14 protein-coding genes are annotated in these 15,118 nt (G+C 69.2%); 7 read left to right on the top strand and 7 right to left on the bottom strand.

The window, feature by feature from the left end; all coding sequences use genetic code 11:
• Positions 1–103 precede the first annotated feature (103 nt).
• The 5 genes from DB30_RS07460 to DB30_RS07440 form a co-directional block, all read right to left on the bottom strand.
• The gene (locus DB30_RS07460) at positions 104–1,036 is read right to left on the bottom strand and encodes a UbiA-like polyprenyltransferase (RefSeq protein ID WP_052547290.1); all 933 of its coding nucleotides are present in this window, start codon (positions 1,034–1,036) and stop codon (positions 104–106) included.
• Positions 1,037–1,211: 175 nt separating this feature from the next.
• Positions 1,212–1,907 (bottom strand): uracil-DNA glycosylase, encoded by a 696-nt coding sequence (gene ung, locus DB30_RS07455; RefSeq protein WP_052547289.1) that lies wholly within the window; start codon positions 1,905–1,907, stop codon positions 1,212–1,214.
• Positions 1,908–2,846, bottom strand: a complete 939-nt coding sequence (locus DB30_RS07450) for an NAD-dependent epimerase/dehydratase family protein (protein ID WP_052547288.1) — start codon at positions 2,844–2,846, stop codon at positions 1,908–1,910.
• Positions 2,847–2,898: 52 nt separating this feature from the next.
• Positions 2,899–3,792 carry a lysophospholipid acyltransferase family protein gene (locus DB30_RS07445; protein WP_240480184.1) on the bottom strand — a complete coding sequence of 298 codons (894 nt, stop codon included), beginning with the start codon at positions 3,790–3,792 and terminating at the stop codon, positions 2,899–2,901.
• Positions 3,785–4,291 (bottom strand): Lrp/AsnC family transcriptional regulator, encoded by a 507-nt coding sequence (locus tag DB30_RS07440; protein WP_052547286.1) that lies wholly within the window; start codon positions 4,289–4,291, stop codon positions 3,785–3,787. Before DB30_RS07440 ends, DB30_RS07445 begins: the two co-directional genes overlap by 8 nt.
• 87 nt (positions 4,292–4,378) lie before the next feature.
• Here DB30_RS07440 and DB30_RS07435 point away from each other — a divergent pair, with 87 nt between their 5' ends.
• From DB30_RS07435 to holA, 5 genes are read left to right on the top strand one after another with little or no spacing between them, the layout of a single operon-like run.
• Positions 4,379–5,638: a threonine/serine exporter family protein gene (locus DB30_RS07435; RefSeq protein ID WP_052547285.1), complete on the top strand. Its 1,260-nt coding sequence runs from the start codon at positions 4,379–4,381 to the stop codon at positions 5,636–5,638.
• Between the two features lie 57 nt (positions 5,639–5,695).
• Positions 5,696–6,883 (top strand): hypothetical protein, encoded by a 1,188-nt coding sequence (locus DB30_RS07430; RefSeq protein WP_052547284.1) that lies wholly within the window; start codon positions 5,696–5,698, stop codon positions 6,881–6,883.
• Positions 6,884–6,887: 4 nt separating this feature from the next.
• Entirely contained in the window at positions 6,888–7,613 is a 726-nt protein-coding gene (locus tag DB30_RS07425; RefSeq protein WP_052547283.1) for a DUF434 domain-containing protein, read from the top strand.
• Positions 7,614–7,625: 12 nt separating this feature from the next.
• Positions 7,626–8,981, top strand: a complete 1,356-nt coding sequence (locus DB30_RS07420; protein WP_052547282.1) for a class I SAM-dependent RNA methyltransferase — start codon at positions 7,626–7,628, stop codon at positions 8,979–8,981.
• Positions 8,978–10,084 carry a DNA polymerase III subunit delta gene (gene holA / locus DB30_RS07415; protein ID WP_052547281.1) on the top strand — a complete coding sequence of 369 codons (1,107 nt, stop codon included), beginning with the start codon at positions 8,978–8,980 and terminating at the stop codon, positions 10,082–10,084. The genes DB30_RS07420 and holA overlap by 4 nt, the downstream gene beginning before the upstream one ends.
• A gap of 109 nt (positions 10,085–10,193) precedes the next feature.
• On the opposite strand, the gene rpsT is transcribed toward holA, so the two are convergent.
• Positions 10,194–10,475: a 30S ribosomal protein S20 gene (gene rpsT, locus DB30_RS07410; protein WP_052547280.1), complete on the bottom strand. Its 282-nt coding sequence runs from the start codon at positions 10,473–10,475 to the stop codon at positions 10,194–10,196.
• Between the two features lie 117 nt (positions 10,476–10,592).
• Here rpsT and DB30_RS07405 point away from each other — a divergent pair, with 117 nt between their 5' ends.
• Positions 10,593–11,522, top strand: coding sequence for a peptidylprolyl isomerase (locus tag DB30_RS07405; RefSeq protein ID WP_240480183.1), 930 nt, complete (start codon positions 10,593–10,595; stop codon positions 11,520–11,522).
• Between the two features lie 459 nt (positions 11,523–11,981).
• Positions 11,982–14,510, top strand: coding sequence for a serine/threonine-protein kinase (locus tag DB30_RS07400; protein ID WP_052547279.1), 2,529 nt, complete (start codon positions 11,982–11,984; stop codon positions 14,508–14,510).
• A gap of 24 nt (positions 14,511–14,534) precedes the next feature.
• On the opposite strand, the gene DB30_RS07395 is transcribed toward DB30_RS07400, so the two are convergent.
• Positions 14,535–15,008, bottom strand: coding sequence for a hypothetical protein (locus tag DB30_RS07395; RefSeq protein ID WP_052547278.1), 474 nt, complete (start codon positions 15,006–15,008; stop codon positions 14,535–14,537).
• Positions 15,009–15,118: the final 110 nt, after the last annotated feature.

Genomic DNA, 15,118 nt, shown 5'->3' with positions numbered 1-15,118 from the left:
CCCCTGTCAAACCCGCGCGAGCGGTCAACGACCTTGACCCAGTCGGGGTCGGCGCGGCTGCACAAAGCGTGAAGCGAGCGCAGTCGTGCGGCCATGGACGAGGTCACCCAAGCAAGGGGACCACCAGCACGTCGACGATCATCGCCACGAAGTAGGCGATGCTGATCCAGCCGTTGAGGTCGAAGAAGGCCTTGTTGATGCGGCTCAGATCATGGGGGCGGACGATCCAGTGTTCGTAAGCCAAGATCGCGATAACGGCGATCAGCCCGACGAGGTGCGCGACGCCGAGCCCCGCGAGCAACTGTAGGGCCACGAGCGCGCTCGCGGTCAGCAGGTGCAGCACCCCCGAGACCCACAGGGCGCCGCGGACCCCGAACGCGACGGGGATCGAGTGCAGCCCGACCTGCGTGTCGTATTCGTGGTCCTGCAGGCTGTAGATCACGTCGAAGCCCGCCACCCAGGTGCCGACGGCGACCATCATCACGCCCGGGATCAAGAAGCCCTCGAGCCCGCCGGTGACGGCCACCCACGCGCCCGCCGGGCCAAGCGCCAAGGCGGCGCCCAAGATCAGGTGGGCCGCCCACGAGAACCGCTTGAACAGGCTGTAGCCGCAGATGATCAGCAGACACACGGGCGTGAACGCGAGCGCGACCGTGCCCAACGCCGCGGCGGCCCCAACAAACACCGCGGCCGCCACGATCGTCAGGGCCCAGGCCGCACCCAGGCTGATCTGGCCAGCCGGGAGCTCGCGCGAGGCCGTGCGTGGGTTCGCGGCGTCGATCTTGCGGTCGACGATCCGGTTGAAGCCCATCGCGGTCGTGCGGGCGCCCGTGAACGCGAGCACGATCCACGCGAGCTTGAGCCACGTCATCCCCACGCCGTCGCCAAGGCCCGCGTGCAAGCTGGCGCGGTGAGCCAGCACGCCTGCCGCGAGCGTGAAGGGCAGGCCGAAGATCGTGTGGCTGAGGCGAACTAGGCTGGCGTAGCGGACCAGCGTCGTCCACAGACCGGGCTTGTCGTCCGCGGGCTCGGGCATCGTGGCGAGCCTAACCGCCGCCGTGGGCCGGGTCGACCAGCGGCCCGGGTGACCCGCCAACCGGCCGGCGCCCATGGACTCGATGACATCGCTGCCGACGGTGAACCAGTCTACGAAAGCGTCCGCAAGCGGGCGAGAAGCCCTCGCCCGAGCTGAAAACAGTGGGGCGCCCGCGTCAGTCGGGGAGCGACCAGTCGATCGGCGGCTTGCCCCAGCCGCTGAGCGCGGCGTTGACCTTCGAGAACGGCTTGCTGCCAAAGAACCCGCTGCTGGCCGACAGCGGCGAGGGGTGGGCGGCGAGGATGACCTCGTGGTGGCCATGGCTAGCAGCGCGCTCGATCAGCGGGAGCTTCTTTTGCGCGGGCTTGCCCCACAGCACGAACACCAGCGGATCTTCACGGGCGGCGAGCACCTCGATCACCCGATCGCTGAAGGTCTCCCAGCCCTTCTTGCGGTGCGAGTTGGCCTTGTGGGCTTGGACCGTGAGCACGGTGTTGAGCAGCATCACCCCGCGCTCGGCCCAGGCTTGCAAGTACCCGTGGTCTGGCCCGTCGATGCCGACGTCGGTCTTCAGCTCTTTGTAGAGGTTGCGCAGCGAGGGCGGGATCTTGACCCCGCGCCGGACCGAGAAGCACAGCCCGTGGGCCTGATCGTTGTCGTGGTACGGATCCTGGCCCAGGATCATCACGCGGACCGACTCGAAGGGCGTGTGCTCGAACGCCGCGAACACCTCTTGCGCGGGCGGAAACACCTCTTGGGTGGCGCGGGCGGTGGCGACGAAGCTCTCGAGCTTGCGAAAGTAGGGCTTGGCCAGCTCGTCGCCGAGCACGGCGTGCCAGCTGGGAGGCAGTTCACCAAAGGCTTCGCTCATCTACAGACCTCGATCTTCTCGCAGGGTGTTGGCGTCGCGGAACGAAGACATCGTCGCGTGCTCGTCGTGGCTGTACTCGAACCCGGTGGCCTCGATGAAGGCGCTGTTGTCGACGACGACCGGGTGCTTGAGGTGGGCGATCGCGCCAGGCGGGAGCTTGGGCAGCCCAAACCGCCCGAGCGCGCGGGGCAAGAACGGCTCGGGCAGGTGCAGGGCCGAGCGATGGGTCGCCCGACACAGGACCGAGAGCGGTACGGGCGGCGGCCCGGCGACGTTGAACACCCCGGCGATCTCGGACTCCGCCGCGAGCACGATCGCCTTGGCGGCGTCGTCTTCGTGCATGACGTGAAACAGCGGATCGAAGCCAAGCGCCATCGGCACCCGCGGCCCCGCCAGGAAGCTCGCAAGCGTGCCGCGCCCGCTTGGGCCAAGCGCGTACACGATCCGCAGCACGGCCGTGCACATGTTCTTGCAAGACCACAGCGCGCGGCTGGCATACAGATCCGCGGCGACGAGATCCGCGAGCTCGGGGAAGGTCGAGACCGCCAGCGGTGGCTCGCTCTCGTTGCGGTACAGCGGCGCGTCGGCGGCCGCGCCGTAGATCGTGTGGCGTCCGACGAACACCGCCCTCTTGACGCCAAATTCTTCGCAGTAGCGAAACACCGCCTGGGTCCCGCGCAGGTTGACCCGGTAGCGCTGCTCGGCGCTGGCGTTGAAGTGGGTGACCGTGGCCATGTGAATGACCACGTCGGGCCGGTGCACGCGGAACACGTCGGCGGCCGGGCGCTTGCGAACGTCGGTCTGGAAGATCGTCACGCCCCGCGGCGCGCCCTGCCACGCGCGCACGTCGATCCCCAGGACCTCGTGGCCGCCGTCGACCAACCGCAGCGCGACGAGCTGCGCGTGGGCGCCTGCGATGCCGGTGATCAGGACCTTCACGAGGGTTGGATTAGGCCACGGATGAGCGGGCGAGGGAAGGGGCGGCAGCGCTCTAGGAGTCCGCCCCGTCCCACACGGGGCCCAGGTCCTCGACCAGATCCTCCGCCAGATCCGCGAGCCCCCGCGATCGCGACCCACGACCGACGGCGATCAAGTCTTCGACCCGCTCCTTCACCTGCGCGACGTATCCATTGATCACGTCGTCCGGCTCGTTGCCGGTGCCTTCGAACTTCATGGGCTCGCCGTAGTGCACCTCGCACTGCACGGGCAGCGGCACCGGCATCACATAGGGCGTGATCGGGACGTAGGGCGCGTTGAGCAGCTTGGCGAGGCCCTTGGCGTGGTAGATCGTGGGGATCGCCTCTTCGCCGCCAATGAACGCGATCGGCACGATCGGCACTCCGGTCTCGAGGGCGATCCGCATGAACCCAGTGCCGAAGCGAACCAGCTGGTAGCGATCGCGGTAGAGCTTGCCGGTCCCGCGGGCACCCTCGGGGAACACCATCAACAGGCGCCCGTCGAGTAAGAGCCGCTTGGCGTGCTCGGGCAGCCCCGGCAGCTGGCCCACGCGCGAGAACCACGGACCCATGAAGGGCATGCTCTGGGCGAATTTTTCGACCATGCCGTGGGCGAGCCGGGGCGGATCGCGATCGAAGAAGATCGAGGCGAGGATCATGCCGCCGTCGGTTGGCAGCCCCCCAGAGTGGTTGGACACGAGCATCGCCGCGCCCTTGGCCGGGACGTTCTCGACGCCGTGGGCCCGCACCCGAAAGTAGTGCTTGTGAGCCTGGCCGAGCACGGTCAGGAACAGACCCAGATGATCTTTGGAGATGCCGTAGGGATCCAAGCCCCAGCGGTTGAAGGGGAGCTCGAGCCGATCAATCCGGTCGCGCACCTCGGGGCTGATCGCTCGCCTCCACATGTAGCGCGGCAGTGTATCACTCATGCCGCCCACGGGCGGGCGGCGCGTGTTCGTGGCCGTAGTCGGGCAAGGTGGTGCTGCGGCGGTGCTGGAAGATCAGCGAGGTCTCGAGCTGGCCAAGCTCGGCCCGGCTGGCGATCTGGTCGGCGACCAGGCGGCGAAGGTGGTCCACGTCCCGCACGGCCACGTGGACCACCAGGTCGTGGGAGCCGGCGACGTCGTAGAGGTCCCGAACCTCGGGCTGCGCGGCGAGGTGGGACCACAGCGCCTGCATCAGCTCGCGCTGGTGTCGGACGATGCGGACGAACACCAGCGCCTCGAGGGTGATCCCTAGCGCCTTGGGATCCACGTCGGCGTGGAAGCCCCGAATGATCCCGTCTTGGGTCAGCCGCTTGACCCGCTCGAGGCAGCTGGACGGCGCGAGGCCGACCGACGCGGCCAGCTCCTTGTTGCTCTGCCGAGCATTGTTTTGCAGCGCCGCGAGAATCTCGTGGTCGATTCGGTCCAGGCTTCGAGTTTCCATGTGCATCCGATTTCAATTCGGTGGACGATGAGCATAACTCAGATAAATTCGACTCGGTTCGGCACCTGCCACGGATGATACGGAAAAATGCGCACATTGTCGCATAATCTTCGCCCGGAAACGCGGCATTCGCGTGCGTTTCTCGTCAGCGCGGCGAAGCACCTGCACCGACACGGGACGCCCGCCCATCGGCTCGAGGACACGCTGGTCGCCTGCGCGAAAGCGCTCGGCCTGCGCCTGCAGGTGTTGGCTACGCCGACCGCGATCGAGCTCGCGTTTGGCGGTCGGCGGGCCTACCTGATCCGCGCGGACGCGGGCGAGGCCGAGCTCGGTCGCTTGGTCGAGCTCGACGCCGTGATCTCCGAGGTCGCGTCGGGTCGGCTCGATCCGGTCGCCGGCCGGGTCGCGCTGCGCAAGGTCGCCGCGGCGCCGCCGATCTACGGTGGCGCCGCGGTGGTCGCCGCGTTTGGTCTGGCCTCGGCAGGGGCCGCCCGGTTCTTTGGGGGCAACCTCGCGGACGTGCTGATCTCGCTGGGCTTGGGGCTGGGGCTGGGTGGGCTGTCGCGCTTTGCGACCGCGCGGGCGGGGCTGGGCCGGGTGCTCACGCCGCTCGCCGCGTTCTTGGCCGCGCTCGCGTCGCTGCTGGCGGCGCGCTGGATCACCGGCGTCCACGAGCAGGTGACGATCCTGTCGGCGCTGATCGTGTTGGTGCCAGGGCTGAGCCTGACCTTGGCAATGACCGAGCTGGCGACCCGCCACTTGGTGTCTGGGACGGCGCGCCTGGCCGGTTCGCTGACCGTGTTCATGACCATGGCGTTCGGGGTCGCCGTGGCGCGGGCGATCGTGGAGGTGCTGCCGATCGGTGGCGTCCATGCGATCGCGCCGTGGCTGACCGACGCGCTCCCGGCGTGGACGCGCTTGGTCGCGCTGGGGCTGGCGCCGATCGGGTTTTGCGTGCTGTTCCAGGCCCGCCGCGCAGACATTCCGGCGATCGCGGCGACGGGGATCCTGGCGAGCGAGCTGGCTCGGTTTGCGGCTTCGGTGGTCGGCTCGGAGCTCGGCGCGTTCGCGGGGGCGTTCGCGGTCGCCCTGGCTGCCAACGGCTACGCGGCGTGGCGACGGCTCCCGGCGGCGGTGATCTTGCTGCCGTGCTTGTTGCTGTTGGTCCCCGGCGCGCTCGGGTTTCAGAGCGTGACCTCGTTCATGGCCGACGACGCGCTCGCCGGGATCGAAGCGGCGTTTCGGATGATCCTGGTCGCGGCCTCGCTCGTCGCCGGCGTGCTGGTCGCCAACACCGTCGTGCTGCCCCACGTCCGCCGGCCGGCGTCGGAGCACCGCGCGGCGTGAAGGTGCTACGGTCGGCGCAGTCGCGCAGCCGGGATGCAGGAACCTCGCAGCAAACGGGTGTCAGCCCTCTTGTGGGCCTCGCTGGTGGGGGCGCTGCCCGCTGGGGTCTGGGCCGGGCCGCCGGCTCCGAGCGGGGACTCGATCGGGGAAGCAGGGTCTGACGAGCCCGGCGAGTCCGCGCCGATGCTGCTGCTGGCCGCTGACGAGAGCGAGCTGGGGGCCGCGTCGCTGCGCGCCGTTCGAGTCGAGCTCAACGACGTCGAGGTCACGCTCGAGCGGATCGACCTGGATCCGGCGTGGGATCTGCCAACCAAGATCGCCGCGGGCGAGGCGTTGGTGCGCGCGCGTGCGGCCGTGGGCTTGGTGTGGCTCGAGCCTCGGCCCGACGGGCTGACGATCCACCTGGTCGTCGGCGACGGCGGCGTGCTGCTGCGTCCGGTGCTCGGGTTTGACGATCGTCTCGCGGCGATCGAGGCGGCCGCCGTGATCATTCGGCACCTCACCACCGATCTGATCGCCGGGCGACCGATCGGGTTGACGCGCGCCTCGGCCGGCACCGAGCGCGGCGACGCGCGCGAGGTGAAGGTCGATCTGGACCGGGCAGATCCCGTCGAGCCGCCCGACGTCGCCCCGCCGCCTCCGCTCACGCCCACGCAGCAGCTGCGCGCGCGCGGCCACGTGCGCCTGCAGGCCGCCTATATTGGGCAAGCGTGGGCCCGCGAGCGCGCCTGGGACAGCGGCGCCGAGCTCTCGCTGGGCTGGCGCTCCGCCCCTGGCGCGCACGTGGGTGCTGGGGTGGCGCTGATCCCCCGGTTCGAGCGCACGGTCAGCCACCCCACGGTCTCGGGGGTCATGACCTACCGGGTGGCCCGCTACCCGATCTCGCTGATCGCTGGCTACCAGCACGCGTGGGCGCGCTCGGGCGTGGCCCTCGACGCGCAGCTGCGGGTGGTCGCCGAGCTCCACCAGCGCCGCGCCACCGATCCGATCGGCGACATCAGCTTGCTGTTTGGCGGCTCGAAGCTGCGCGCGATCCCGGCGATCGAGCCGCGCGTGCAGCTGGACTATGTTCCGCTCGCGCAGCTGTCACTGTTCGTGGCGTTGGGCTTGCGCGTGGGCTTGGTCGATACCCGCTACTCGGTCAGCTACGCCGACGAGCTGGGGCAGCCGCTTGGCGAGACCGTGGTCTTGCAGCCAAACCTGGTCTCGCCGGTCGTGGCGGTTGGCCTGGCGGTGTACTTGTAGGGTCATGACCCGGGGGCCAGCGCACGACGACGCCGCGTTGTTCGGCGAGGCGCAGCTGCCAGCGCTGCGCACCGCGGTGGCCGAGTTCGCGTGGTTGCTCGAGCGTGGCTACCCCGAGACCGCGGCGCTCGAGCTCGTTGGCAATCGTCACGGCCTTCGAACCAGGCAGCGCACGGCGGTGCTGCGCAGCACTTGCACCGACGCCGCGCTCGCCGGGCGCAGCGACCGACGGATCGACGCCAAGGCGCTCGCCGGGCGGCCGCTTGCGATCGACGGCTTCAACGTCTTGATCTCGCTCGAGGTCGCGCTCGCTGGTGGGGTGCTGCTGCGCGGCCGCGACGGAGCGCTGCGCGATCTGGCCAGCGTCCACGGCAGCTATCGCCGCACCGCCCACACCCTCGCGGCGGCTGCGGCGATCGGCGAGCACCTCGCCGCGCTCGCGCCGGCCTCGGTCCAGTGGTGGCTCGATCGTCCCGTGTCCAACAGCGGTCGGCTCGCGCAGGCGCTGGCGGAGCTGGCCGCGAGCCACGGCTGGGCATGGGAGATCGAGCTCGACCATGATCCCGATCGTCGGTTAGCGAGCTTCGAGGGCGTCGTCGCGACGAGCGACGCGTGGATCCTCGAGCGCGCGCGCGCGCACTATGATCTGGCGGCCGCGGCCGTGGACCGGTGCTGCCCGAACGCGTGGGTGCTGGACCTCGGCCTTGCCGGCGCAGGGTCGCCGGGGTAGTACCGGCGCCTGGTGAGCAACACGACCCCCACGACCCCGTCTGGCACCACAATCGTCGAGATCCGCGATCTCGCTCATGGGGGCGAAGGCGTCGGCAAGGCGGCCGATGGCAGCGACGCCCGGGTGTGGTTCGTCGAGGGCGCGCTGCCGGGCGAGCGGGTCCGCGTTGGCGTCACGGGTGAGCACAAGCGCTGGCTGCGTGGCCACGTGGTCGAGCTGCTCGAGCGCTCGGCGCTGCGCGTGCAGCCGCCGTGTCCGGTCGCAGATCGCTGCGGCGGATGTACGTGGCAGCACGTCGATCCGGCCGCCCAAGCCCAGCTCAAGGCCGACATCGTGGCCAACCAGCTGCGCCGGCTGGAAGTGCCCACGCCGGTCGCGGTGCCGAGTCCGCAGGCGCTCGGGTATCGGCGACGCGCGCGGCTGCACTATCGGGTCACGGGGGCCGGTGGCGGCCAGGCGCTCGAGCTTGGCTTCTTTGGCCAGCGATCCCACGAGCTGGTCGACGCGGATCACTGCCCCGTGCTCGACCCCGCCCTCGACTGGGCGATGCAGCGCCTGCGCGAGTGGGCCAGCTGGCTGCCCGCGACCGGCAGCGTCCACGGAATTACCAACGGCGTGGAGGTGGTGCTTGGCCTGCCAGGTGTCCGCCCGCACCCGGAGCTCGACGCGGCGATCCGCGAGCTCATCGCCAGCTCCAGCGCGTCCGAGGACGGGCCAACCCTGGTCGGCGTCCAGCTGCGCGGGGGTCGTGAGCACGTGGGCGTGGGCCGGACCTGGCTCGAGCTCGACGGCAACGGCCCGATCCCGCCGGTCGCCCAAGGTCCGTTCACCTTCAGTCAGGCCCAGGCGCGGCAGAACGCCGCGCTGGTCGACCACGTGATGGCGATGGCCCAGCCGGCCGAGCGGCGCGTGCTCGAGCTGCACGCGGGCGTTGGCAATTTTTCACGGGCGCTGGCCCGCTCGGCCAAGCGGGTGTGGACGATCGACGGCGATCGCGAGGCAGTGGCCAACCTGCAGCGCACGGCCGAGCGCTGGGGCCTGCCGATCAACGTCAAGCGCGGCCAGGCCGAGAAGCTGCTCGGCAAGCTCGCCGCGGGCGGGCGCACCTACGAGATCGTCGTGTGTGATCCGCCGCGGGCGGGCATCGGTGTCCAGGCCGCGAAGGATCTGATCGCCGTTGCGAGCGAGCGCATTGTCTACGTGTCGTGCGATCCCGCCACGCTCGCCCGTGATCTGGCCGTGATGATCGGCGCTGGATCGCCGTTCGAGATCGCCGATCTGCGCGTGTTCGACATGATGCCCATGACCGCCGAGGTCGAGGTCGTCGTCACCCTGAAGCGGCGGGGGGCCAGGGGTGGGGCAGCGTGAGCGGCCTCGGGCAGCTCGGTGACGCGGTCGCCCGCGGGGAGCTGGCCCCGGTCTACTTGCTGTGGGGGGCAGACCAAACCTCGATCAGCTCGGCCGTCGCGGTCCTGCGCGAGGCCACGCTGCGCCCCGGTGGGGTCTCGACCGGCATGGAGGCGTTCAATCATGAGCAGTTCGACGCGCCCTATGTGCTGAGCGCGGCCGAGGTCCTCAACGCCTGCGGCCAGGTCCCCATGATGGGCGCGCGGCGGCTCGTGGAATTGTCTTCGCCAGAGGACTGGGGCCGCCACAAGCGGGCCGAAGATCTGGACGGTGACGTCAAGGCGCCGGAGTCCAAGCGCGACGACGCGATCGCGGCGCTGATCGAGTACTTCGACGCGCCCAACCCCAGCACCGTGTTGGTGGTGACCAGCTCGGGGATCAACGGGACCTCGAAGCTGGTCAAGGCGGCGAAGAAGGCCAAGCACGTGGTCGAGTGCCAGATGGCGCCAGCCGGTGAGGGCGAGGCCGCGAGCGAGCTGCTCGCCGAGGCCCAGCGCCGTCAACTCCCGCTCAGTCAGGCTGGCGCCCACGCGTTGGTCGGCGCGGTCGGGACCAGCTTGTCGGAGTTGATCCCCGCGCTCGAGCGGGCGGTGGCCTTCTCCAACGGCGCGCGGGTCGAGCGTGAGCACGTCGAGGCCGTGGTCGCTACCACCCGCGAGGCCAACGCCTTCGATCTAACCGATGCGATCGGCCGCTCCGATCACACCCAGGCCCTGGAGATCCTCGCGCGCATGTTCCACACGGGCGAGAAGGACTCGGGCCAGGCCATGAAGCTGCTCGGCTTGTTGCTGTGGCAGACGCGGCGGCTGTGCACGGTGAAGTTCGCCCGAGATCCCGCCGCGGCGCTCAACAGCAAGCCGTACGCCGTCCGCAAGCTTCAGGATCAGGCCAACAGCTTCGACGAGCAGCGCCTGCGGGCCGCGTACGCTGGCCTGGCGCGGCTCGACGCAGATCTCAAGGGCGGCTCGAAGCTGGCCTACGAGTCGCCGTACATCGCCCTGCAGCGGTGGGTCCTCGACACCTGCAGCGCGCTGCCGCTGGTCGACCCTCGCGGCGCTCGGTGACCGACATCCGCTCGGCCCGCGCCAGCTACAAACAGCAGCAGGCCCGATGCACAAACAGCAACGGCCCGCTGCGAACGCAGCAGGCCGTTGACGCGAAGCGAGTTCGGTCTCAGTCGGCGGTCGCGGTGGCGGCAGCCTTGGTGACCGCGAGGGTCAGGCGAGAGGTGTAGCGCGATGCCGTGTGACGGTGGATGACGCCCTTGGCGTTGGCCTTGCCGATCGCCCTGATCGCCACGGGGAGAGCGGTCTTGGCAGCCTCGACGTCGCCGTCGGCGATCGCCTTGCGGACCCGCTTGATATAGGTACGCATCGAGCTGACGTGCATCAGGTTGCGAGCTCGTCGCTTGATGCGCTGTCGGTTGCGTTTCTCAGCCTGCTTGTGGTTCGCCATGGTGTCTCGCTGACTCGATCTTGCTTCGCTGGCCGGCGTGGGCGCCGGAGGCCGCATGTTGTTGCCCGTAGCTTCGGGCTTGTCAAGCCGTCGGAGGCCGGTCAACCTGCGCCCCTGATGCCCCACCTTGGCGACTTTGGCGACCTCGGCGACTCGAGCATGGCTGTGGCCCAGTCGCCCGGGTCGTTGGTGGCGGTTCTCGTGCTCGCGCTCACGTCGGGTTGCGTGTTCATGCCTCCGCCCCCGTTGCCCGGCGAGGAGGACCTGCTGAGCAACGTGGTTGGCGAGCCTTCCGGGCGCGGCGGTGACTCGAGCTCCGATCGGTCGACCCTGCGCGACGGCCAGGACAGCGAGGCGCCCGGCCGGGCCGGCGATCTCTCGACCCGGTTCAAGCGCGGCCAAGAGCCCGAGGTCGGCATGACCCTCGACGAGATCCGGGCGTTCAACGCCGCCCAAGGCGATCCTGTCGACGGGCTGTTCTCGCTCGACGAGGCGCTCGCTGGGTTGCCGAGCGACGGGGAGCTGTGGGTCGAGTTCGTGACCGCGCGCGGGGTCATCGACTGCCGGCTGTTCGAAGACCTGACCCCGGTGAGCGTCGCCAACTTTGTCGGTCTCGCGCGCGGGCTCCGGCCATGGTTCGACAGCGACGCCGACACATGGGTGGAGGGGCAGCCGTACTACGACGGCACGACCTTCCACCGCGTGATCCCTGGCTTCATGATCCAAGGTGGCGACCCCACGGCGACCGGTCGCGGAAATCCTGGGTATGTGATCCCCGACGAGATTCACCCCGAGCTCGGCCACGATGGCGGGGCGCTGAGCATGGCCAACAAAGGGGCCAACACCGGCAGCGCACAGTTCTTCATCGTGCTCGAGCCGGCGGGGCACCTCGATGGTGACCACTCGGTGTTTGGCCGATGCACCAAGGCTGGGGTCGAGCTCGCCAACGAGCTCGCCAACGTCGCGGTCGGGGCCAACGACAAGCCAGTCGAGGACGAAGTCGTGCAGCAAGTTCGCATCGTTCGCCGACCGGCCCCGCGCGCGTAATCGTTGGGCCGGTGGTCCGCGGTGTTCGTCGTGGGGTCGCGAAATGCGCGCGGCCCAACTCTTGCTTGCCGATGGAACCAGACACATCGACGTGGTGCAACCATGCGGATGTTACCAAATGGGCATAGTTGAGAGTGGTATGATTATGTGCCGTATTTGATCCGGCAAATATGCAAGGTCATGTATTACTCACGTTTGAAAAAAGGAGATCTCATGTAGATCTCCGGGCAACTCGTGCTCGCGGGCGGTGGGTTTGCGGTGGCTCGCCTCGGTTTGTGAGGGGCATCTGGCACCAATCGGACGAGTCGCGCTGATCGCGATCGCGATCGACGCAGCGATCGCGATCGCGATCAGCGCCGGAATACGGAGGTGGCCCGAAACTGGGCCACTCAAAATTCATCCCCGTTCAGTTTACTTCCAGCGCAGGCTCCACTCATAATCGCCACACGAGCAATCGGGGTGGAGATTTTCAATGGCCATGATCCGCTGCGTCCCCACGCACGCGGCCCAGATACGGACGAGGACGCCAATATCGGCGATATCGGCGATATCGCCGATATCCTGGAGCCCGACGACTTGGCCATTGAACCCGTCGTGGAGTTTGGCCGCTACCAGCTGTTGCGCGTGATCGGTCGCGGCGGCATGGGGCAGGTGTTCGAGGCGTGGGACACCCAGCTCGAGCGTCGGGTCGCCATCAAAGTGCTGACGAACGGCCACTGTGATGACCTCGCCTTCCGCGAGGCCCGCTGCTTGGCTCGGGTCGCCCATCCAAACGTCGTCTCCGTTCACGACATTGGGCAGGTCGAGAGCCTGGCGTTCATCGCCATGGAGTTGGTGGACGGCCCCGACTTTGGCCGCTGGCTGCGTGCGCGCCCGCGTCGCTGGACCAGCGTGTTCGACTGCGTGATCGCGGCCGGACGTGGCCTCGTGGCCGTGCATCGGGCAGGCCTGGTCCACGGCGACGTCAAGCCTGGCAACGTGCTCGTTGGCGCAGATGGGCGGGTTCGGATCGCGGATTTCGGGCTCGCCCGGGTCGGATCCAGGGTCGCTAGCGCCGAGGTCGCCGCCGCGGTGCGCCGCGCCGCGGTGGAGGTCTCCGCCGAGCTAGAAGGTGAGCTGGAGGGGGAGCTGGAAGGTGAGCTGGAGGGCGCGCCGCCAGACCCAACGGGGCCCGGTGTGCGCAACATCTTCGCGCTCACGCCAGCCCAGGAACCTGGGGGCGGCACCAAGCCCTACATGGCCCCCGAGTGCCTCGCCGGGGTCCCACATGACCCGGCGCGCGCAGATCAATACAGCATGTGCGCGATGGCCTGGGAGGCGCTGTTTGGCGTGCGCCCCTACGCAGGCCGATGCGCCGCGACCATCCTGGGCTCGATCGCCGCCGGCCGGCTCGAGCGAGGCCGCGGCCGTCCGGTCGGCATGCCACGCGCGATCGAGGCCGCGCTGTTGCGTGGTCTGAGCGAAGTCCCCGAGCAACGCTGGCCCAGCGTCGAAGCGCTGCTCGAGGCGCTCGAGGCCAGCCGTCGTCTAGCTGCCGTGCCACGTGCCTTCCGTGGCCTGTTTCGCGGGCTGTTTCGCGGGCTCTCGGGGGGGCTCGTGGGCGGCGCGTTTGGGCTGGCGTTTGCCTGTGCCTTGATCGGCACGCTCAGCTTGCTCGGAACGAATTCGCCGTCGCCCGCCGCAGACCAGTGCACGGACGGGGCGAGCGCCATGGCCCGCGAGTGGGGGCCACGGCAGCGCGCGGCGCTCGAGCGGCGCCCAGAGCTGCGCTTCGCCAGCGCCTGGTTATCGGCCTGGACCACGAGCTGGTCGTCGCTGTGGGATCGCGCGTGCGCGGTCGATGACGCCGTGGCCAGCTGCTTGCAGCGACAGCGCGAGCGGCTCGGGGCGGTGGTGGGTCTGTTGGTCGCGCAGGACGACCCACGAGGGCAGATGTCACCCGCGATCGCGCGGGCGTTGCTGTCCGAGCTCCAACAGCCCTCTGTGTGCGTCAATCCAGCGCTTGGCGTGGCCGCATCCTCTTCGGGGGTGCTGGCGATCGCGCAGGTCGCCGAGTTCGCAAGCCTCGAGGCGCAGATTGAGCAGGCCGTGTTGGCGGGCCGCCAACACGACGCAGCCTTGATGCTCGCAACGTTCGAGGCGCGGGTTGAGCAGCTCGCCACCGGTGAGCGCGCCGACGAGCCCTTCATCGCCGCCGCGCGGGTCCGGGTCGCTCGCTGGCAGTCGCGCATGCTGATCGACGCTGGCGAGCATCAACGCGCCGCCCTGCGCCTGCGGGCGGCCCTGGCCGAAGCCAATCGGCTGGGCCTCGATTCGCTTCGCTTCCACGTGCTGCTCGAGCGGGTCCGGTTGGCGCAGGCGGTCGGCGACGACAGCCTCGATCACTTGGCGGCCGTGACCAGCTTGGCGCAGCGAGTGAACGTCGAGGCCGGCGCCCGCGCCGAGCTGGTGCTCGCACAGGCAAAGGCCGCCGAGTCATCGGGGCCTTCGCGTTCACTGCCAGAGTCGCGCGTCGTCGAAGCGCTGAAGAGCCTCGACGAGGCCCAGGTTGACGCGCCGCAGCTCAGGTTCGAGTTGATGTTGGTGCGCGCACGCGAACGCGCGCGCGAAGGTCGGTTCGACGAGGCGCTCCAGGACGTGGACGCAATGCTGGCGATCGCTGAAGGGCACAGGGGGGAAGCGCACAGGGGGTGGGCGGACCAGCTGCTGGTGCCGGCGCTGCTGTTGCGCGCACGGATCGGGGCCAGCACGGGTCGCTGCGATCTGGTGTCAGAGGCGCTCACGCGTCTCAGGGTCACGACACAGATGCATCGTGGCCCTGAGGCGCAGCTCGACAACACGGAGGTGGTCGCCGCCATCACGGAGGTCATCCACTTGTTCGAGTCGCCGCCCAGCCCGGCCTGCCGATCAACGCGGCAACTCGCCGAGGTGCTCGCCGCCAAGCTGACGACGACCAGGTCGCTGGATCATGAACATCAGGCGCCCTGAGCCTGATCCAACGTTGTCCAGCGCTCACTCTTGGTCGAAGCAGGTGACGGTGCCGTCCAGGTTGCTGACCCCGCTGTCGCACCAGTACGCGTCGCCGTAGCAGTAGATGTCAGTGGAGTCGAAGCACCCCTCCGCGTAGCAGCAGATCACCATGCTCTGTGGCTGTGGCTGAAAGCCGGCCGGACAGCTGTGATCGTCGCAGTAGCTCGGCACCTCGAACAGGCAGGTGACCTGGCCGCGCGTGTCGATCTCGGCGTGTCGGCACGAGTACTTCTGCAGGTCGTCAGGGCAGCCGGCAGTCCCGACCTCGACGCACTTCGCGCCTGAGCAGCAGACCTCGTCGTCCCACCAAGGGGCGTCGGGTCCCGTGAGCTCGCAGTAGAGCGGATACCCCACGGCGTTGACCTCCCCACACCGATCTGGCGCCTGGATGGTGCTCGTGGGGCCAGTGCCGAGGGTGAGGAACGCGAGGGAGGTGAGTATGAGTGATTTGATCATTTTCGAGTCGTCCTTTCCCGCTGATGCGGTTGACTCGATCTACAGGGACTCGGCCCGCGTATCGCGGCCTCGTTGACGATCGTCGCGGCCCCGATCTTGGCCCCAACACG

Origin of the sequence: Enhygromyxa salina (assembly GCF_000737335.2) — a bacterium.
Taxonomy (GTDB): Bacteria; Myxococcota_A; Polyangia; order Nannocystales; family Nannocystaceae; genus Plesiocystis; species Plesiocystis salina_C.
The sequence above is the reverse complement of the archived record's forward strand: the minus strand, read 5'-3'. Positions and strand labels throughout refer to the sequence as shown.